Origin of the sequence: Phyllobacterium sp. 22229 (assembly GCF_052056495.1) — a bacterium.
GTDB lineage: Bacteria > Pseudomonadota > Alphaproteobacteria > Rhizobiales > Rhizobiaceae > Phyllobacterium > Phyllobacterium myrsinacearum.
The window spans coordinates 64253-84382 of sequence record NZ_JBQEPA010000007.1; the positions used below are offsets into that span (position 1 = coordinate 64253).

Below are 20130 nucleotides of genomic sequence, written 5' to 3' on the forward strand. Positions count from 1 at the left end.
GGCCGGAAAGCTGGGCACGCCAATTTTTGTAAAAATCAATGAACGACGAAGTACTGGTCGGGATGTGCCTGCACATCGTCGTAGCTGGTGTTTACGAGGGTGACGCTGTCGCCATGGCCGAGATCGACCACGACATTATTGCCAACCTGCGTAACACGATCGGCCAGATCCTCGGGAGAATGGATTTGGAGACCGTTGATATCCTTGGAAATCTGAAGGATGTCTTCACCAGGAGTAAAGTCCAGGATGACGTCGTTGCCGCCGCCGCCGCTGAAGTGGAAGATATCGTTGCCGGCACCGCCTGAGAGGATGTCGTTGCCAGCACCGCCGTCGAGATAGTCATTACCGGCACCGCCCTGAAGGACGTCATTGCCGGCACCGCCGAACAGAATGTCATTGCCATTTCCGCCCTGCAGAATGTCATTGCCAGCGTCGCCGAACAGAATATCGTTTCCGTCGCCGCCGCTCAGGATGTCATTGCCTGTGCCGCCGTGAAGGATGTCATCGCCTTCACCGCCATACAGGGTGTCATTGCCTTGATCGCCGAAAAGGATGTCATTACCCGTACCGCCGAACAGGGTGTCGTTACCGTGTCCACCGAAAAGGATGTCATTGCCCTCATCGCCGAAGATTATGTCGTTTCCGTTTCCGCCAAAGACGAGATCATCACCACCATGGGCGTGGATGAAATCGTCAAAACGCGAGCCAAACAAAACGTCGTCGTAGGCGCCGCCTTCTAAAGTGGCCATCTGCTTCTCCTTCTGTCTGCTTTGAGTTTCGATCAGCCGGACACGTTCCAGCCATCGATGCTTTGACGATTGTGCGCTGCACCAAATCGAAATGCAACCTAGACTAAGAGTATAAATGTGGCATTCGCGAGTAACAAATTATTACTGAAATGTATTACTCAACATTTTGGAAAAAGACTCTAATTTATATTTACCTATACAATAATTCATCAATAGTTGTTCTTTGATTGTAATTTATTTCAAAATTTGAAATATTGGTCAAAACCCTTTGTTTAAGGGAATTTATTCCAATTAATCCTCTCTGAATGCTCGATTTAAGCTGTCCGATATTGGCGAAATAATATAATCGATCGCCTTGCGCGCCTTGTGGACGATGATGACCTCGGCGGGCATTCCGGGATAAAGTTTGACCGACGGATTGGCCGCCAGCGACTTCGGCATGATTTCCGCGCGGGCAACGAAATAGGCGGTGTCGGTCTTTTCATCCAGCACCTGGTCAGCCGCGATATAGCTGATCTTGCCATCCAGCGGCGTCAGCGAACGCTGATTGTATGCCGTCAGGCGGATTTGCGCCTGTGATCCCATGGAAACGCTGTCCACATCGCGCGGGCTGATTTTCATTTCCACCACCAGGGGTTCGTTTTCAGGCACGATGTCCATCAGCGCCTCGCCGGCGGCCACGACGCCGCCTGGCGTCCTCAGGCGGATATTGGCGACGACGCCCGCCTGCGGCGATTTGATTTCCACGCGGCGCATGACATCCTTGGCTGCGACAATCCGCTCTTCCGTATCCGCAAGATCGGTCTGGTTGGTGGTAATCTCGCCGGCAATTTCGGATTGCAGGTCGCTTTCGATACCGATCAAGGCAAACTCCGCGCCGGCCTTGGCCTGCTCGGCCTTTGCCTTGTCTCCGGCATATTGACCGCGATTGCCCGCCAGCTCGCTCAGCTTGGTATCGATTTCGGTCAGTTTGGATTTTTGGGCAAACCCCTTGGCAACCAGCCCGGCGATGGCATTGCGCTGTTCGGTGATCAGCTCGATCTGCCGGTCCGTCGCGGCGACCTGCGCCGCGGATGATTTGGCCTGTTCGGTATATTGCTCGATGGTCTTCTTCTGCACGTCCGTGCGGCTCATTTTCTGCGCCGAGCGCTTCTGGAAGAATATGCGCTCCGCCTTGACCGCATTCTCGCCAGCCGCGTCACCGGGCCCGCCGAAATGCTCTGGGAACGTGATTTCCGCTGCCCCTGCCTGCTCGGCACGCAACCGGGCAAGCTTGGCGATCAGCCCCGTTCGGCGGGACTGCAGCGACTGCAATTCCGCCCGGGCTTTCGTATCGTCGAGCCGGATCAGGGGCTGCCCGACCTTGACCTCGTCGCCTTCCTGCACGAGCAGGCGATCGAGGATGCCGCCCTCCAGATGGCTGATCGTCTTGCGTTTCGAATCGACGATGACCGTGCCCAGGGCGACAGCCGCACTTCCCAATTCGGCGGAATAGGCCCAGCCGAAAAAGCCGCCGAACGCGATGGCGATCGTCGTGATCCCGGCAATGATAAGCCGGCGCAGCGGCGACTTTGCATCCTCATTCTCAAGATCGATGACCCATTCCGGGCGCACCGTTCCGAATTTGGTCAGGGCCTGCCTTTCACCCGATTCAGCGCGCGGCGCCAGCAGCTGGGTGAAACGTTTGGGAACAATCGATTTGCCGGTCATGATCCTGTCGCTCCCATTTTGGGACCTGTGGGTGTGATGGAAGCCACGACGTCGGTGCGCGGGCCAAACTGGGTGATTCGGCCGTTTTCCAGCACGAGCAGCTTGTCGGCCACCTGCATGATGGTCGGGCGATGTGCGATCATGACGACGATGGCGCCATCATCGCGCGCCTGCTCGATGGCGCGCATCAGGGCCCTTTCGCCGACGGCGTCGAGATTGGCATTGGGCTCGTCCAGCACGATCAGGCGAGGGCGGTTGTAGAGGCAGCGCGCGAGACCGATCCGCTGGCGCTGGCCGCCGGACAGTGTCAGACGGCCATCACCGACCGGCGTGTCGTAGCCCAGGGGCAGACGGCCGACCATCTCATGCACATCGGCAAGACGCGCTGCCTCCAGAACACGGTGCGGGTCGCTTTCGCCCATCCGGGCGATATTGTCCTTGATGGTGCCGTCGAGCAGGGCCACCGACTGGGGCAGATAGCCGGCGATTTCACCGAACGAGCTGCGCTCCCACAGATAAACGTTGTTGCCGTCGAGAAAGACCCCGCCCGAGGTTGGTTTGACGATACCGATCATCAGCCGCGCCAGCGTCGATTTGCCCGCCGCAGACGGTCCGACAATGCCAAGCACCTCCCCCGGCGAAAGGGAAAATGAAATGCCCTTGATGATCGGCATTTCGACGCCCGGAGCCGCGTAGACAAGCTTGTCGATGATCAGATCGCCATGCGGACGCGGCGTCGGCATGGTCTGGCGGACGGCGAGATTCTGCGCAAGCAGGGCCTGGATCCGCTGCCAGTTTCCGATGGCGTTGACCCATTGGCGCCATGTCTCCACCACGTGATCGAACGGTGCGAGAAGACGGCCGACGATGATGGTCGTGGCAATCATCGCACCGGCGGTGATTTCCTGCTGCATGGCCAGGTACGTCCCGGCACCCAGGGCGCCAATCTGGATCATGAACCGCAAGGTGCGGGCGATGGTCCCCATGGCCCGGCTGCGCATGCCGCCCGCATCCATCAGGTCCAGAGCGTTCATCTGCGCCGTGCGCCAGCGCCGCGCCAATGCGGGCAGCATGCCCATGGCCTCGATCACTTCCGCATGGCGCAACGTGCTGCCGATTTTCGAGACGGCCTCGATGTTCGCCTGATTCGCATCCTTCACCAGGCTGCGCGTCAAAATGTCCGTGATGACACCGCAGGCGACCAGCACGATGACCGAGACAACGCCGATAATGCCGAAAACCGGATGGAGAAGGAAAAGCACAGTGAGAAAGATCGGGGACCAGGCAGCATCCAGCGGCGCACTGACGGCCGATGAGGTGAGGAATGTCCGCAGTTCCGTCAGATCGCGCAGCGCCTGGGTGGCTTTGGGCAGCCCCTGATCCACCGACGCCTGAACCGCGGCTGTCAGAATCGGCAGATTGAGCCGGCGCACAAGCGCGCTGCCCATGGCCTGAAACGACAAGGCGCGGATGAATTCGAGAATGCCGAAAACGATCAGGGCACCCGCCGCCAGGATGCTCAGCATGACCAGCGTGTCCATGCTCCGGCTGTTCAAAACCCTGTCATGCACCTGAAGCATATACAGGGGTACCGTGAGCTGCAGCAGATTGATGCAGGCACTCAGCAGAACCGCATAAAGGAGGCCCGACAAGAACACCCGACGCGCACGGAGAATGAGGGCCCGAGGTGCCGGAACCGCATGCGCCGTCGCATTTTTTCCAACATTGCTCTTGCCATTTGCATGGTTTTGACGAGTATCACTCATGTGTAATCTGCCTTGGAAATGACACAGCTGCCCGTTAGCCCGATTGAACTTGGTCTATCGCAATAGACTAGTAAAGTAATACCGTGCAGAATGTGACAGAAAAAAGTTCATATGGTGGGGAAAAAGCAAAGGAGACCTTGGAATATACTTGTAACTTACTTCAAATTTTGAAGTAAAATTGATGATGGAGACAAAGATGATACAGAAACTTCTACACGAAGGAGTGGAAGTCGAAACATCTATTGACGGTTATGATGCCGCCGATTTTCCTGAAATTACAGCGGAAAAACAGGGACATAGACATCCAGTTCATACCGTTGTGGTGACACACTTCGAGCTGGCCAGAATGATTGAGAGAGTAAATCGCCGGTTCGCGAGCCTGCTGAGGAGCGAGCTGACGAAGCTGGGGATTGAAGACGTTGGCCCGGCCCAGGCGATGGTTCTCCTGGCCATTGGCGACGTCGAACTTTCAGTTGGAGAACTCTTGGACCGGGGTCATTATATCGGCTCCAATATCTCCTACTACCTGAAGCAGCTCGCCGATGGGGGATACATCGACAGGGTTGCCTCCCAGCGCGACAAGCGGTCCGCAAGGATCCGCTTGACTGACAAGGGCGAACAGCTTTGCGCCAATCTGCGCAATGCTGGCGGCGCGTACAACCGCGTGCTCGCCCGGGATGATGACGATCTTCGCAATCTGGAAATCGCATTCCAGACATTGCACAGGCTCGAACTGGTTTGGGGCAATGCCGCTCGTTACGGCATCTGAGCCCCTGTCAATTCGTGTTCTGATGTCTGGAAAGGACTGACATGCATGTGGCTTTCGTTCACAGGCGCGGCCTGGGGCAATTCGCGGCCCTTGCCGAACATCTTGCAGCAAGCGGGCATGATGTCAGCCTTATCTGTGAAACAGTGGACCGGCGCCTCCCATCGGTCCGCGTGATCAGACACAGAATGGAACCTGGCCCTCGGGCGGACAGCCAGATGGCCAGGTATCTCGGCATTCCCGACCACCACGTACGGATCGGGCACCGGGTTGCTGAAACACTCGATTCCATGACCCGTCAGGGCGAACGCCCCGACATTGTCATCGGCCATATCGGCTGGGGCAGCATGATGTTCGTCAAGGATGTCCTGCCGCAGGTTCCGGCCCTCGGCTATTGCGAATTCTTCTATCGGGCCGAAGGCGCCGATGTCGGGTTTGCGCCGGATGACAATCCGGACGCCGAAACCCGCAAAAGATTAAGGCTGCGCAACATTGCGCAGCTGATCTCCCTTGAGGCGATGAACGGCGGCATCAGCCCGACCCTCTGGCAGAAGAGCCTCTATCCGGCTGCCGCACAGAAACGCATTGCCGTCTGCCACGAAGGCGTCGATACCCGGATTTTCCGTCCCGACGCGAATGCATCGCTGAAACTGCCTGACGGGCGCATTCTCAAGGCAGGCGATCCGCCAATCATCACCTTTGTTGCCCGTGACCTCGAGCCCTATCGCGGCTTCCCGCAGGCACTCGAAGCAGCGGCAAAGGTCATCCGGAAAAATGACGACGCTCTGTTCATCTTTGTCGGCGGCGACGGGGTAAGCTATGGCACGCCGCCGCCCGGTGGGGGCTCGTGGAAGGACGCACTGCTTTCCAAATATGATTTGCCGCCCGACAGGATCTTGTTTCCAGGAGCGATTTCACACGATCTCCTGCGCCAGCTCTATCAGATATCGACCGCGCACATCTACCTGACCTATCCCTTTGTGCTGTCCTGGTCCGTCATCGAGGCCATGGCATGTGGCGCGCTGGTGATCGGCTCGGACACCAAGCCGGTTCAGGAAATCATCCGCTCGGGCCAAAATGGCTTGCTTGTTCCCTTCTATGATACGGACGCGCTCGCCGGCACCATTCTGCGCGTGCTTTCCGGGCCGAATGATTTCATGCCGCTGCGTGCGGCAGCACGCCGCACAATCGAGCACCGTTTCCGGCTTTCCGATTGTCTTGCGCGGCAAAAATCTCTGATCGACGCGGTTTTGAGAGCCGCATAAGCGCACCACCCCAGCACTTCAATTCCCCCCGCACCGCGGGCCTACTCCGGCGCAATCCGCGGGAAATGCTGGGGTTTTACCTCACTATCAAAAGTATAAATAAAATAATTCGATTTTTGAAACAATTATAATCTATATCTGTATTACATTTTACTATAGATCGAGAAGATATTCTGTTGACATTACTCGGTTGATATTTTCTCATGATGGGAGACGCGGTTCCCATCCGCACAATCGACCAACTGCACTGCCAAAGACACGGGATGTCCATTTTGAACACATTACTGCCCGCAGCCGTTCATCGACAGCCTCGCCGAAGCCGCTATGCCGTTGCTTCCAGCCATGACCAGCCGCTGCTCGAATCCTCGCCCCTGGCCGATTTCATTGTTTTCGTTGAACCGGACGCGGATCAGCTCCGGCTGCTCAATGCCTTTCCGCTGATCGGCGTGGCCGTATCGGATGAGGGGGCGGCGGAACTGCAGAATGCCTTGAAGCGCATCTACCGGTTCAGGACCGTTCCCGAAGTGCCGGTTGTCCGCCTGGATGCATCGACGCTTGCCACGCAGGCCGCGCTTGTCGCGCAAGTGCTCGAATGCGGGCTGGATCGCCTCACCAGCCACGTGACCAAGGTGCACAGCGAGCTTGTCATGCTGCGGCGCGAGCGGGAAACGCTCTTCGAAAACTACCGCGCCATCGAAAATGCCTTTCACGCCAGGAACTGGGATGCCGTGACCGAGGTTTTCGGGCACACACCCTGCATCGACCCGAAGGATGAGGGCTTTGCCAATCTGTTGCGGGAATCGGAAATCGAGCAGCTTTTCCCGGTATCGAGCTATGCGGTGTCCGGCTTTGCGCTGCATTTCCGCGGCCTGCCATCGGGGCGGTCCGGCCAGCTGATCGTCACGCTCGATTACGTTGAAAACGGCGAAGGCGTGGCGGAATGGCTCATCCCCTATGCCAGCGTGGTTGCGGGCTGGAACTTCTTCTCCCTGCCCAAGGCCTGCGACGGCGGCCACCGCACGCTGCGGCTTCGGGTCTCGGCAACAGGCGGCATCCCGCCGGAGCTTTCGCTTGGCAACGCCATCACCAATGAACGCTATGCGGCCAGGGCACGCATACCGCATGCCGATCTCGACATGCGCCCATTGGCGTTTCGCGTCTTTACGGGCCTGCCGGGGGTACGCCCGACCTCTCTGAGCAACGTCTTCGTGCCGACATCGCTGATCGCTGGACGGCGCGTCGAAGATTACCGCCTGCCGGTGGAAATGCTGCGCAGCGTCGCCAATGTTTCGGTCCATACCGTCGAGCCCGATTTCCCCACCGTGCGTTTTCTTGAGCATGAAGACGCCATTGTCTGCCATCCCCTCAGCGAGGGCATAACGGCCGGTGCGATCCGCCGTGTCGTATCACCCGGGACGGTACGCATCTCGGCACGCGCCATCATCGATCATCCCGAGGGCCAGCCCGGCGCGGTCGGCTTCCTGCTGACAAACCTGTCGGCGGATATCAAGGGCGAGGTCGGCGCATTGGGCCGCGCCACGGAAAAGCGGCCGGCAGCGCTGTTCAGCGGCTGGACCGACATCACCGCGGCACAGCCCGTGGACATCAATTTCATGCTCGACACGGCAACCACCCGCGCCATGGACCTCGTCGTTCTCAGCAAGGCGACCACCGGTTCGGTCGACTTCTCCTGGCTCAAGGTGTTCAACTTCAGGCTTGTCAAGCATATCGAGGCGCGCCCGGCCCAGGAGATGGCCAATGCCCGATAAATCGCAGGACCTGATCGCCATCGCCATGCCGCTTTACGGCCATGCGGCCCTCGTTCCCGAGGCGCTGGAATCGGCACTGGCATCGATAACGAAATTCCGTGTTGCCATCATTGTCTCGGTCGATGGCGATCCGCGCCATGAGGTGTTCGATCAATTGGCGCTCTATGCGGCCGCCCATCCCGCCATACACGTGATCTTCGGCGCGAATGCCGGACCGGGCGGCGCGCGCAACCGGGCGATCGAATACATTCTCGAAGAATTACCCGAAGCAAAGGCAGTATATTTTCTGGATGCCGACAATCGCGTCCAACCCTATACTGTCGATACACTTTACCGCCGTCTTGCCGCCGGCAAGGCCGGGTGGATTTATACCAACATCGATACATTCTCGGTGAACTGGCGCGCCCATTACGGCGACAGCTATTCGCGGCTGATCCACTGCATCACGGACAATATCTGCGACACGGGATCGATGATTGCGATCGACGTCTTCAAAAGCGGCGTGCGCTTCGACGAAGACCGCCAGAATGGCTTCGAGGACTGGGAATTCTGGTTGTCGGCAATCGAGGCCGGTTTTGCCGGGCAGCCATGCCACGACACCGGCTTCGAATACCGCCTGCGCGCGGAAAGCCGCTTCAAGGAAGCCAACCGCGACCGGTCATCATCGATCAACTTCCTGCGTAAACGGCATAAGGCCCTGTTCCGGCGCCCGACCCTGGTCGGCTTCGAACATGAGGAATGCCCCCGCTACGCACTGATCCGGACAGGCGAGGGGACGCTCAGCACCTTCACCGATCCCACCCGTACACCGGGTGAGATCGGCTTTGACGACGCCATCCGCGCCTATTGGGGCAGCGTCGGCGAACCCGACAATTTCCACTTCCCGCCGTTTGTTGCCGCATGCAGCAACGAAACCTTGAAGTTGTTGAACCGGTCACGGCTGTTTCCGAACATTCTCTGCCATCTCGAGCGCCTGGCGGAAAAGTCCAATATCGTCTTCGTCGAGTTCGGCAATGTGGATTCGGAGCGGCGCATCGAGTCCGAGATCATGCCATCCGGCACGCATCAAGGACCGGCCGACCTGATCTTCGTTTCCACCAAGCTCATCCAGAACGTCATCGACAACGATGCACTCGACTGGTTTTCGTCCATCGGCAGCCAGCAGCTCTGGCCGACATCGTCACGCCTGAAAGTCCGCTTTCCGTTCCCCAAGGCACGCCAGCGCCGCTCGCTGGCACGGCCGGAGCAGGCCCTCCTCAATCTCGTCACGGCCATTGCAACCAGCCCGCTCAAGCAGACGGCATCCACGCGCTGGACATGGCGCCCGCGCCGCCTGCCTGCCCTGTCGGACATGTATCAGGTCTTGAGGAAGGAACTGGGCGGATCGCCGGTGCTTCCGCTCGCCCACAACACCGCCGGGAAGAAGACGGCGGCCGTGCTCGTTCCCAATGCTTCGTTCGGCGGCGCCGAGAAGGTTGCCTATGCGGCGGGCCGTGAATTGAAACAGGAAGGGTTTGAAACCCATCTGTTCGTGCTCGGTTCAAGCCGCATGGATGTGCTCGATGAATTCGACCAGGCCTTCGACTACATCCATTTCTGGAAGGACGGCATACCGGCCTGGGGAGACACCAACCGTTTCCTTGGCCAGGATTTCATCACCGAAGATCATCCGCTCGACTGGGAAGGGCTGCGCGGACAGCTCTCCGGCTTCGATCTGATCGTCAACAACCACGTCATGGCCGCCCATCCGCTGATGGGGAAGCTTCGCTCGGAAGGCACGCGCACTGCCTGCTACCTCCATGTCGTGGATGAAACCGTCTTCCGCCGCCGCGCCGGTCAGCCCTATGCCGCCATTGCATTCGAACATGCCTATGACGCGTTTCTCACCTGTTCCGAGCAGCTGAAAACTTACCTGCATAGCTTCGGCGTACCGTTTGAGAAAATCTTTGCCGTCCCGAACGCCGCCAGCTTTTCCATCGATGCAAAGCTGCGCACCCAGGTCACCGGCGCCCGCAAGACGCAGCAGCCGGATGAACCGCTGCGCATCCTCTACATGGGGCGCCTGGACCGGCAGAAGGGCATTGACCGCTTGCACGATGCCATCATCAAACTGCGCGAGCGCGGCATCGCCTTCGAAGCCCAGGCCATCGGCGGCGAGATTCTCTCCGACGATCCGAGTTCCTCATGGATGGCGCGCCTCAAGGAGGCCGGTGTCCGCGTTTCGCCGCCGGTTTTCAGCGGCAAGGATATCGCAACCCAGCTCGCCTGGGCCGACGTGCTGCTGATGCCGTCACGCTGGGAAGGGGCGCCATTGATGATTGCCGAGGCGCAGCAGCTTGGTTGCGTTCCCGTGGCAACCGCCGTCGGTGCGGTCGATGAGCTGATCGTCCATGGCCAGGACGGCATCCTGATCAAGAATGGCAATGATGCGCAGATCGTGTCGGATATCGCCCGGCTGCTCACCATCCTTGCCCAGGACCGCGCGGCACTTGCCCGCACCGCGCAGGGCGCGCTTGCCACCGCTGCCGGGCGTTCCTGGACGTCCTCCTTTGCCAGCTTCATTCACTGGAGCAACACCATCGAACCGGCTGTTCCTCTCGAGCGGAATGCCGGTGCGCCGGAAATCACCCCAGAATTCGATGCCACCGCCGTGCTTCCCGGTCGTGCAGTCGCGTGACGATCACCAGAAAGGTTTTGTGACCCCCATGAGCCCCAGAATTCTCCTTACAGGCATCCCAGGCCACGTAACACGCCTCATCCAGCGCGCTGAAGACGCCCGTGTGTTTTACTCGGAGAAACAACCGCAGCCGGAAAGCAAGGATGCTTACCTGCGTGAACTCAAGAACATCAGCAACACGGGCAATTATCTGATCGGGGAGGGCGCCTTGCGCGCATTGTCGCCGGATGCCACCCATATTCCGTTCTGGCATCTCTACAATGCCGTCAACAATGGCACCGGCCTTGATTCCATCAACAAGCAGTTTGATATCTGCGTGTTCACCTGCGCCAACCTCCTGCGCAAAAGCCTGTCGGCCGATGCGGAAGCACAGGTCCTGTCCAAGCTCGACATGCCCGTGGTCATGCTGGGCATCGGCATTCAGAACCGCCCGGACCTTGAAGAGTCCTTGCCGGAAGGCACCCAGTGCCTGCTGCAGGTACTGAAGGAAAAGGAACATTATTTCCTCACCCGCGGCGATGAAACCGCCTCCTATCTCAAGGACCAGGGCTTTTCGTTCGTGCGGCCCGTCGGCTGCCCGTCGATGTATTTCATGCCCGCCAATGTGCGCAAGGCCATTCGCCGCCTGCCCGATGTGAAGGTGGGCGAGGGGCGAACCGTGTTCACCGGCTATATGGGCGCCGCGCTGGATACGATCGGCGACATGAATGCGCTGTCGTCGGATGACGGCCGGTCGGCCTATGTCATCCAGGACGAGCCCCTGCATTTCGACATGCAGGTCGAGCCCAACGAGGATGGCCGCGTCTACGATTCAACCTCGGGCGAGATGATCGGCGACCTCACGTTCAAGGGCTCCGGCGAACTGAAGAAAAAGATCAAGGTTCACACATTTTTCGACACCAACCAGTGGCGGGCCTGGACGTCCTCGATGGACTTCTCGTTCGGCCGGCGGTTTCACGGCAACATCATTGCGCTCCAGTCCGGGGTGCCGAGCCTGATCGTTGCCGTCGACGACCGCATGCGCGAAATGCTGAACTTTTCCGGATTGCCGAAAGTCGAGGCCAATGACCTCAATTCTGCAAATGACCGCTCGGCTTTCATCTCCGACCATCTGGCGCAGATGAACATTCCGCAGGTCATCGAAAAATACTCTGACCGTGAACGCAGCTTCCGCTCGGTCCTGACCGAGATCGGCATCGGATAACTCCCATATCCGGTGCGCCGGAAGCTCCAACCCAAGATGGACGAACATGCGAATAATGATCACAGGCATCCCATCATATCTGATGCGGACCGTCGAAAGCGTTTCCGGGGCAACGGTCAAGCACCGTCCCTATTTCGAGAACATCCGCACGAAGAAGGATGTCATCGACCAGGTCAAGCGGATTGCCAATACTGGCAATTATCTCATCGGTGAAGGCGCCGCCAACAGCGTGCGCGGCCACGACGTCACCTATATTCCATTCTGGCACCTGGCCAACAGCATCCATTCGCCCGAAACCTATGCACGGCTGAACGAGAGCTTTGATCTGTGCCTGTTCGCATCGGCCAACCTGCTTCGGCCCGGCTATGCCGCGGCGACGGAATCCCATGTGTTCGAGCGTCTCAACATGCCGATCGTCATCATGGGCATCGGCATCCAGAAGAAGGAAAATTTGAAAGCCGAACTGCCGGAAGGCACGCAGCGCTTTCTCAACGTCTTGAAGAAAAAGGAAACCTTCTTCCTCACCCGCGGGCACTTCACGGCAGAATTCCTGAAAGCCGAGGGCATGAAATATGTGCGCCCGACCGGCTGTCCCTCGCTCTATTACGATCCGGCCCAGATGAAGCGCTCGCTCAGCCGCCTCGCCGATCCGGGTCTGGCGGACTCGCAGAAGATCGCCTTTGGCGGTTATCTCGGCAGCGTTCCCGACACCATCGTCGATGCCCATGCGCTCCTGCACAAGGACAGCACGGCAAGCTACGTCATCCAGGACGAGGTCATCGTCTACAACATGAACATGGTGGGCGACGAAGGCAGCGAAGCCTATGATCCGGCGGCCAGCCGCATCACCGCGGCCACCGAGTACAAGCATGCGGAGAAATGGCAGCGCAAGCGCGACTATCTCGTATTCTTTGACACGCATAAGTGGCGCAGCTGGGTCTCCGGCCAGGATTTCTGCTTTGGCCGCCGGTTCCATGGCTCCATCATCGGCATGCAGTCGGGCATTCCGGCGCTGATGATCGCCGTCGACGACCGGATGCGCGAAATGCTCGACTTTGTCGGTTTCCCCCATATCGAGGCATCGGTATGGAACCGCGAGCCGCAAAAGAAGGCTTTCTTGCAGGATTTCCTGTCGAAGATCGACGTTCCCGCCGCCATTCACCGCTATTCCGACTGCGAGGCCAATTTCAACGCCGCGTTGAAAGATATTGGAATCCGGTGACCGGTGTTTGTCCCGGCGTCCACCTTATGAGGAGGCATGAAACCATGGGTTGGAAAGTGCAAATGCGTAAGTTGGCCGCCGGCGCTGCCGGTATCATTGCAGCAATGGCTGTCGGTGCCCTGCCAGCCCATGCGGCTGGCGATACGCGCTTTGGCGTCAACCGGGTCAATCTGGCCTGGCTTTCGCCCGCCGAACGGGAGAAGGTTCTTGATCTCATGGTCAAGAACGGCGTCGTTGCGGTGCGGTTGTCGCTGACCAAACCGATCGACCAGAGCATTGATGCGGTGCGCGTCGCCCACGCCAAGGGCCTCGCCATCCTTCTGGAAATATCGCTCAACAATCCGGCGTTCTACCCCGAAGGCACGAAACCCCGTCCCGGTCTTGGCCGGATATGGGACATGTACCGGCTTTCCGATATTTCGCCGGATCAGTTCCGTTCCGTCGTCGGCGACGCCCTGCGCAAGATCGATGCGCTCAAGATTCCGCTTGTGGCCGTGGAGGCCGGAAACGAGATCAACTGGGGCGCCTATAATGGCGATCTCGAAGTGAAGACAAAGGCCAAAAGCCGTACCGCCCGCTCGCTGGCGGATCTCGACAACTTGCCGGCCGTCGAGCAGGGCGCGGCCCGCTACGTCCAGCTTGCCGCGGTGGTCCGTAAGGAATTGCAATCAACCCAATACAGCCGCACCGCCAAGGTCGTTTCGGCGGGACTGTCCGATATCCCCGTGGCCGACGCCGACCGGCGCGGCATCGACAGCATCGATCCCGCAAGCTTTACCAATCTCATGCGCAAGCATGGGCTGGACAAGGTTGTGGATGGCTACGGCATCCATATCTATCCCGGCAGCAACGGCACGGCGGCGGCCCGCGCGGCGCATGTCAGCCAGGCGCTGTCCATCTGCCGCTCGGAGCCGGACGGCAAACCCTGCTGGATCACCGAATGGGGCTTTTCCAACACCTCGACCACATGCCCGGCCAATGACGGCTCGCGCGAACAGCTGGTCGAAGCGGCGCGCAGCCGCTTCGCCGAACTGATGGGAACGGGCCGCGTGGCGGCCGCCTACTACTTCGATTGGGATGCAAAGGGATATGGGGTCTGGCGCTGCGGGGGACTTTCTCCGGCGGGCCGGGCAGCAGTGGTGACACCATGAAACTGAAAACCGTTATCATCGGCGGCTCCAACACCGTCATGCTGCCCGGCTACCTGCCGTCGCTTCTGGCAACCATGGCCCGGCGCGGCATCGACCTCGACATTGCCGCGGACCTCGCCGTGGGCGGGACGACCAGCGCCTTCGGCCTCTACCAGCTCAAGACCTATGAAGCGCTTGCCGATTGCGATCTGCTGCTGATCGAGTACGCACTCAATGATGCTTTCGTCTATGGCGACGAGCGGCGGCCTTTTCGCCACTGGGCACGGTTTTATGAGGGGATCATCCGTTATGCTCGTGAGCAGAACCCCAACCTGCGCATCGCCACCCTTGTCTTCGGCGCCCGCAACGGCTCCTTCCTCAGCGCCGTGCCATCCATCGATGCGGGGATCAATTACATCTCGCAGTGGTACGGCACCATCTGCGTCGACGTTTCGCGCCACCTGATGCAGCGGCTGGGCCGCGATGTGGTCGGCCACCCCAGCTTCTATTCCGATCAGGGGCATTATGCCCGGCCGGTCGCAACGACCATCGTTGCCAACCTCATTGCCGATGAACTGGAACCGGCATTGCTGCGCCCGCACAAGGCGGCTGCCCTGCAACCGCCCATCGACCCCGATCATTTTGCCGGCGCGCGCGCACTCGACGGCGTACAACTGGGCAAAAGGCTTGGACGATTGCCGGTCGAGTACAGCAACCGGCGTTTCTCCGTCTCGGCCCTTGATCTTGGCCGCGACCGTTTGAAATTCGAGGTGGACAAGGGGCAGCTCCTGGCCATGGCCTATGTCTGCGAGCCGCGCATTCCGCCGCTCGATGTGCACATGGGCGAAGAGACGCACCGCGCGGCCCTGCTCAAGGGCGGCGTGCGCGACGGCACCTACAAATTTCTGGTGTCGATGCTGAGCTTCGAATTCCTCTACGGCGTGACGCTCCTGCAGACCCAGCCATCCCTCGCGCTCACGCTCGGGGGCGGCGGCGAAGGCGGTGAACACAAGCTGCATGTGCCCAAGGACAGCATCCGGCATGAAACATTCCCGGCCGAACCGGCGCTGCCGATCAGCGGCATTCTCTTCACCGGCAACCTGAAGGTCTGCGCCATCGAGAAGGCCGGAAGCGCGGTCAACGGTTCTGCCGCTGCCGCACAACCGGTGACCACAGTGGAAGTGCCAGCGCCAAGCGCCTGACGTCCGGCTGCTGCCATCTTTGTCAAACGGCGCGGACGTGATACCCGTTCAGACGGACAAGTGAGCGGGAATCATGACCGAAGCCGACATAGTTGCGATTGAAGAATGGCTCGATGCACAAGGACTGGCCGGCGCCAGCGAAACCGAGCTGCTGAACGGTTTCTGCGTGCGGTGCTGCGGGCTTGGCATGACACTTGAGCGTGCCCTGACCTTTGTCGATACGCTGCATCCCATTTACGAGGGCAGGGCATTCCACTGGCGCCAGCGCGAAGAGGTGGAAAAGCCGGTGATCGAGTATGGATCGAGCACCCAGGGCGCCGGTGCGGAAAGCTGGCAGCGGACCACGTTTTACCACCTGCTGCAGTCGGGCGAGGATTCGCTGCGCCGCCGCATAGGCGAAATGGACGAACCGGGCTTTCTGCATCTGGAAAACCTCAAGGCGGAAGGGCTTACCGATTATCTCGCGCTGGTCCACCGGTTTTCGACCCAGGGCAGCATCGGCGAAATGGACTGTTTCTATTCGCAATGGTCGACGGCACATGCCGACGGCTTTACGGATCGCGATATCGCAACCCTGAAACGTCTGGTGCGGGGGCTGGCGCTTGCGATCAAGTGCTCCTCGCTGGCGCGGATCGTGCGCACGGTGGCCGAGGTCTATCTCGGGCATGATGCGGGCGAACGCGTGCTGGCCGGGCGCATCAATCGCGGTGCCGCCGACCGGATCGAAGCGGTTCTCTGGTATTCGGATCTGCGCGACTATACGCGTATTTCCGATGCGGCCGGACCGGATGCCATTATCCCGATGCTGAACGATTATGCCGATGCGGTCATCTCGTCGATCCAGGAAGCGGGCGGCGATGTGCTGAAGCTCATTGGCGACGGCACGCTGGCCATCTTCACCGATGGCGGGCCGCAGACGGCCTGCGCCGCGGCACTGAAGGCCGAGGCTCTCCTGCGCAAGCGGCTGGTCATGCTGAATGAACGGCGCGCCGCCGAGAGGCAGCCCATCACCAATGTCTATCTCGGCGTGCATGTGGGTGAAGTGTTCTTTGGCAATATCGGCAGCGACACGCGTCTGGATTTTACCGTGGTCGGCCCGGCCGTCAACGAAGTCAGCCGCATCGCATCCATGTGCCGTTCCGTCGATCAGGATGTCCTGATTTCCGACCGCTTCGCCGCATTCCTGCCGGAGGAGCTTCGTTCCAAACTGGTTTGCGTCGGGCGGTTCGCCTTGCGCGGTGTCGGGCGGGCGCAGGAATTGTTCACCCTCGATCCCGCCGAAAAACGCTGAAACCCGCAATGCCGGGCATTGCGGGTTTCCTCTGCTTTCACAAGCGCATCAAAAGGCGCTGATTATCCGTTTAAATATCGCTTTGCCAGTTCCGCCATATCGCGATCCTTCTTGGTCTTGATCGGATGCAGCACGCGTGAAAGAAGTTTCAGCGTTGAAAAACTCGGCTTGAGATACGGTGAAAGGGTGGGGAGTTGGATGTTCATTGCAAATATCCCTTTCTCTTAAGTGATTTGAATAGCGGGGGTTTATTCCCAGTCTGAATATCGCATGGCGGAAGGGCGAGGCGGTATACCGATCCACCGAGGTGATTGCCTATTTCTCCGGGAAGATCGTGTTGATCTCTGGGCAGAAAAGCGGCTCAAAAATTACCATCCGTGGAAATCGACAGAGATCGCCATTTGTTGATCTCCGCGTGAACCGAATCCAGCTTCGTCGCAATGCCCTGGACCGCATCGGAACCAGCGGCGTAACGCAGCGGCGGCTCCTGTGAGGTGGCCAGCTCGATCAGTGCCGATCCAAGCTTTGCCGGATCACCCGCCTGCTTGTAGCTGTACCCGTCATAGGTCGTGCGTGTTTCGCGCGAGGCTTCGGCATAGTCCTCAATGCTTTTGTTGCCATAGCGGACCGAACTCTGGTCGAGGAAATCCGTGCGGAAGAACCCCGGTTCGACGATGGTCACATGGATGCCGAAACGGGCCACTTCCATGGCCAGCGATTCGGAGAAGCCTTCGACCGCAAACTTCGTCGAACAATAGACGGAAGCACCGGCATACCCGACCATGCCGCCTATGGAGGACAGATTGAAGATGCGGCCCGCTCTCTGCCAGCGCATCACAGGCAGGACCGCACGGGTCACATGCAACAGGCCGAATACATTGGTGGCGAACTGCCGTTCGATGTCGTCGGCACCGTTTTCCTCGAAGGGGCCTAGCTGGCCATAGCCGGCATTGTTGACGAGAACGTCGATGCCGCCGAAATGGGTGACGGCAGCGTCCACCGCCTGATCCGCCTGATCCGGCTTGGTCACGTCCAGCTCAACAATCAGCAATTGCCCCTCAACGCCCGCGAACGCCTCTTGCACCTGCTTGCGATTGCGGCCGGTCGCGACCACATTGTCACCGGCTGCCAGCGCAGCCTTGGCAACTTCCGCGCCGATACCCCGTCCGGCACCGGTGATAAACCATGTCTTGCTCATCCTGCATTTCCTTGTCGTGCTAAAACAGAGCCCCTTAGGGCCACGACGTGAAAATAGGACGGGAGCGGAAAAACACGTAGACCGGAACTCCGGATGGATTGCCTGATCCTCCAGATTTCACGATGCCGACAGTTGCATAAGTTTAATTATGGAACTCACGGCATCGACGTCGGCTTTCATCCCAGCGTCGAATTGAAGGCGCCGCCATCAAGCAGAAGGTTCTGCCCGACGATAAAGCCTGCATACTGGCTGCACAGGAAGGCGGCGGCTGCGCCAAACTCCTCCTTGGTGCCGAAGCGGCCGGTCGGATTGGCAGCATGGGCTTCAGCGCGCGCCTGTTCGATGGAGATGCCCTTGGTTTCCGAAGTCTTTTCCAAAAATCCCTTGATCCGGTCGGTCTCGTGCGAGCCCGGCAGCAGGTTGTTGATGATCACGCCGTGGCGCGCCACCTGCCGCGCGGTTCCGGCGACAAAGCCGGTCAGGCCGCTGCGCGCGGCATTCGACAGGCCGAGTTGGGCAATGGGAGATTTCACCGAACCGGACGTGATGTTGACCACGCGGCCCCATTTGCGCTCGATCATGCCGGGCAGGATTGCGTTCATCAGATAGATCGGCGTCAGCATATTGGCATTGACCGCCTTCAGCCATTCTTCCTCGTGCCAGTCGGACCAGAGGCCGGCGGGCGGTCCGCCGGCATTGTTGACGAGGATATCCGGCTGCGGTTCGGCCGCCAGTAGTTCTTTGCGGCCGTCCTCCGTCGTCACATCTGCCGCAACGATCTGCACCTTGACGCCGTAGGTATCGGCAATCTCCTTTGCCGTCTCGCGCAGCACTGCTTCTGTGCGGGCGTTCAATGTGAGGTCGACGCCTGCTTCCGCCAGCTTTTCCGCAACGCCGCGGCCCAGTCCCTTCGAACTCGCGCAGACGATTGCCCGCTTGCCCTTGATTCCCAGATCCATCCTGTCCTCACCTGTCCTTCATTCCGTCACGCGGCCTGCCGTGCAATCACAGCGACATTTCCGCAAAGATGGTCAATTTCGTCCGTTGTGTTCAGATAGCTCACTGACGCACGCGCAATCTCGCTGAGACCGCGCGCCGTCATGTCGAGCGGCGTGTAGGGTATCCCATTTGCCGCGATTGTAATCCGTTTTTCCGCAAGTTTGCCGCGAAGCGCCTGCGGCGCAATGCCTGCCACCGTAAACGAGACCAATCCGGATTTCTCCGTGCCGAGGTCGTGAACCGCAACACCGGGAATGGCAGCCAGCTGATCGCGCAATTGCCCGGAAAGTTCCCTGATCCGCTGGCGGATTGCATCCACGCCGAGGCTGCGCGCCTGTTTCAGCGCCGCTCCCAATCCGAGCAGCAGGGCAATGGGTTTTTCACTCGTCTCGAAGCGCTGCGCATCGGTCCGCACATGCGGACCGTCCTCACCCCATGCCGACGACAGGACATCGAGATAGGCCGGTTCCAGCGTTTCAAGAAAGGCTTTGCGCAGATAGAGGATGGCCGCGCCGCGCGGACCGCGCAGAAACTTCCGGCCCGATCCCTTCAGCATGTCGCAGCCGATGGCGGCGACATCCACGGGAAGCTGGCCGAGCGCCTGCGCCGCATCGATGAAATAGGGAATGCCCGCCGCACGCGTGACCTTGCCAATGGCGGCGGCATCGTTGATAAGCCCGCCATTGGCCGGAAGCCAGGTCAAGGCAACAAGGCGAACACGGTCGTCGATCATGGCGGCCAGCGCATTGGCATTCACGCTGCCGTCCTCATTCACGGGGATGGTCTCGATGCGCGCACCCGCCCTTTTGGCCGCCGCCTGCATCGTCGACAGATTGCCGCCCCATTCCTGACGGCCGACCAGAATGCGATCCCCTGCCGCAAGCGGCGGCAGGGCAGCAAAGGCCAGTCCCCAGGCGGCGGAACCACTGCTGGAGAAAGCGATCTCGGCAGGCGTTGCACCGATCAGACCGGCGGCATCCGCCCGCGCTTCGTCGACCAGGCCCGCCGCATTGGCCGCAGCTTCCATGGGGCCGTAGAGCGATTCGCGCTGCAGATGTTCTGTCACCGCCGCCAGCACCGCATTTGACGGCAGCGACGAGCCGGAATGGTTGAAGTGGGTGCTGATGGCACAGCCCGGCGTCTGCGCGCGCAGCTGTTCAATATCAAGCGTTTGGATCACGG

At 59.7% G+C, this 20130-nt stretch carries 16 protein-coding genes; 9 read left to right on the top strand and 7 right to left on the bottom strand.

Annotation, left to right across the window (positions count from 1 at the left end; translation table 11 throughout):
• Nucleotides 1-35 precede the first annotated feature (35 nt).
• The 3 genes from ACTJJ7_RS10300 to ACTJJ7_RS10310 all read right to left on the bottom strand — a co-directional run bounded on the left by ACTJJ7_RS10300 (nt 36) and on the right by ACTJJ7_RS10310 (nt 4225).
• Nucleotides 36-749, bottom strand: coding sequence for a calcium-binding protein (locus ACTJJ7_RS10300; protein WP_105735098.1), 714 nt, complete (start codon nt 747-749; stop codon nt 36-38).
• Nucleotides 750-1040: 291 nt separating this feature from the next.
• Entirely contained in the window at nt 1041-2459 is a 1419-nt protein-coding gene (locus ACTJJ7_RS10305) for an HlyD family type I secretion periplasmic adaptor subunit (protein ID WP_130272184.1), read from the bottom strand.
• Nucleotides 2456-4225: a type I secretion system permease/ATPase gene (locus ACTJJ7_RS10310; protein ID WP_130272185.1), complete on the bottom strand. Its 1770-nt coding sequence runs from the start codon at nt 4223-4225 to the stop codon at nt 2456-2458. Before ACTJJ7_RS10310 ends, ACTJJ7_RS10305 begins: the two co-directional genes overlap by 4 nt.
• A 199-nt stretch (nt 4226-4424) precedes the next feature.
• Here ACTJJ7_RS10310 and ACTJJ7_RS10315 point away from each other — a divergent pair, with 199 nt between their 5' ends.
• From ACTJJ7_RS10315 to ACTJJ7_RS10355, 9 genes are all read left to right on the top strand, one after another.
• Nucleotides 4425-4994: a MarR family transcriptional regulator gene (locus ACTJJ7_RS10315; RefSeq protein ID WP_105735372.1), complete on the top strand. Its 570-nt coding sequence runs from the start codon at nt 4425-4427 to the stop codon at nt 4992-4994.
• 41 nt (nt 4995-5035) lie between these two features.
• A complete protein-coding gene (locus ACTJJ7_RS10320) occupies nt 5036-6256 on the top strand; it encodes a glycosyltransferase family 4 protein (RefSeq protein WP_105735101.1) in 1221 nt (406 codons plus the stop codon).
• Nucleotides 6257-6519: 263 nt separating this feature from the next.
• Nucleotides 6520-8025 (top strand): DUF6212 domain-containing protein, encoded by a 1506-nt coding sequence (locus tag ACTJJ7_RS10325; protein WP_440966934.1) that lies wholly within the window; start codon nt 6520-6522, stop codon nt 8023-8025.
• Nucleotides 8015-10702 carry a glycosyltransferase gene (locus tag ACTJJ7_RS10330; RefSeq protein ID WP_440966936.1) on the top strand — a complete coding sequence of 896 codons (2688 nt, stop codon included), beginning with the start codon at nt 8015-8017 and terminating at the stop codon, nt 10700-10702. The genes ACTJJ7_RS10325 and ACTJJ7_RS10330 overlap by 11 nt, the downstream gene beginning before the upstream one ends.
• Before the next feature lie 28 nt (nt 10703-10730).
• The gene (locus tag ACTJJ7_RS10335) at nt 10731-11906 is read left to right on the top strand and encodes a polysaccharide pyruvyl transferase family protein (RefSeq protein ID WP_440966937.1); all 1176 of its coding nucleotides are present in this window, start codon (nt 10731-10733) and stop codon (nt 11904-11906) included.
• A 46-nt stretch (nt 11907-11952) separates the two neighbouring features.
• Nucleotides 11953-13128, top strand: a complete 1176-nt coding sequence (locus ACTJJ7_RS10340; protein ID WP_105735103.1) for a polysaccharide pyruvyl transferase family protein — start codon at nt 11953-11955, stop codon at nt 13126-13128.
• 62 nt (nt 13129-13190) lie between these two features.
• The gene (locus ACTJJ7_RS10345) at nt 13191-14279 is read left to right on the top strand and encodes a glycoside hydrolase (RefSeq protein WP_440966938.1); all 1089 of its coding nucleotides are present in this window, start codon (nt 13191-13193) and stop codon (nt 14277-14279) included.
• Nucleotides 14276-15460 (top strand): SGNH/GDSL hydrolase family protein, encoded by a 1185-nt coding sequence (locus ACTJJ7_RS10350; RefSeq protein ID WP_440966939.1) that lies wholly within the window; start codon nt 14276-14278, stop codon nt 15458-15460. The genes ACTJJ7_RS10345 and ACTJJ7_RS10350 overlap by 4 nt, the downstream gene beginning before the upstream one ends.
• A gap of 73 nt (nt 15461-15533) precedes the next feature.
• A complete protein-coding gene (locus ACTJJ7_RS10355) occupies nt 15534-16751 on the top strand; it encodes an adenylate/guanylate cyclase domain-containing protein (protein ID WP_130272188.1) in 1218 nt (405 codons plus the stop codon).
• Nucleotides 16752-16813: 62 nt separating this feature from the next.
• Here the strand turns inward: ACTJJ7_RS10355 and ACTJJ7_RS10360 are convergent, their stop codons facing one another.
• From ACTJJ7_RS10360 to ACTJJ7_RS10375, 4 genes are all read right to left on the bottom strand, one after another.
• Nucleotides 16814-16957 (bottom strand): hypothetical protein, encoded by a 144-nt coding sequence (locus tag ACTJJ7_RS10360; protein WP_158531308.1) that lies wholly within the window; start codon nt 16955-16957, stop codon nt 16814-16816.
• Between the two features lie 155 nt (nt 16958-17112).
• Nucleotides 17113-17949, bottom strand: a complete 837-nt coding sequence (locus ACTJJ7_RS10365) for an oxidoreductase (protein ID WP_440966941.1) — start codon at nt 17947-17949, stop codon at nt 17113-17115.
• Between the two features lie 176 nt (nt 17950-18125).
• Nucleotides 18126-18908, bottom strand: coding sequence for an SDR family oxidoreductase (locus ACTJJ7_RS10370; protein ID WP_440966943.1), 783 nt, complete (start codon nt 18906-18908; stop codon nt 18126-18128).
• A 26-nt stretch (nt 18909-18934) separates the two neighbouring features.
• On the bottom strand, nt 18935-20128 hold the full coding sequence (locus ACTJJ7_RS10375) for an aminotransferase class V-fold PLP-dependent enzyme (protein ID WP_440966945.1): 1194 nt from the start codon (nt 20126-20128) through the stop codon (nt 18935-18937).
• Between the last annotated feature and the right edge of the window lie 2 nt (nt 20129-20130).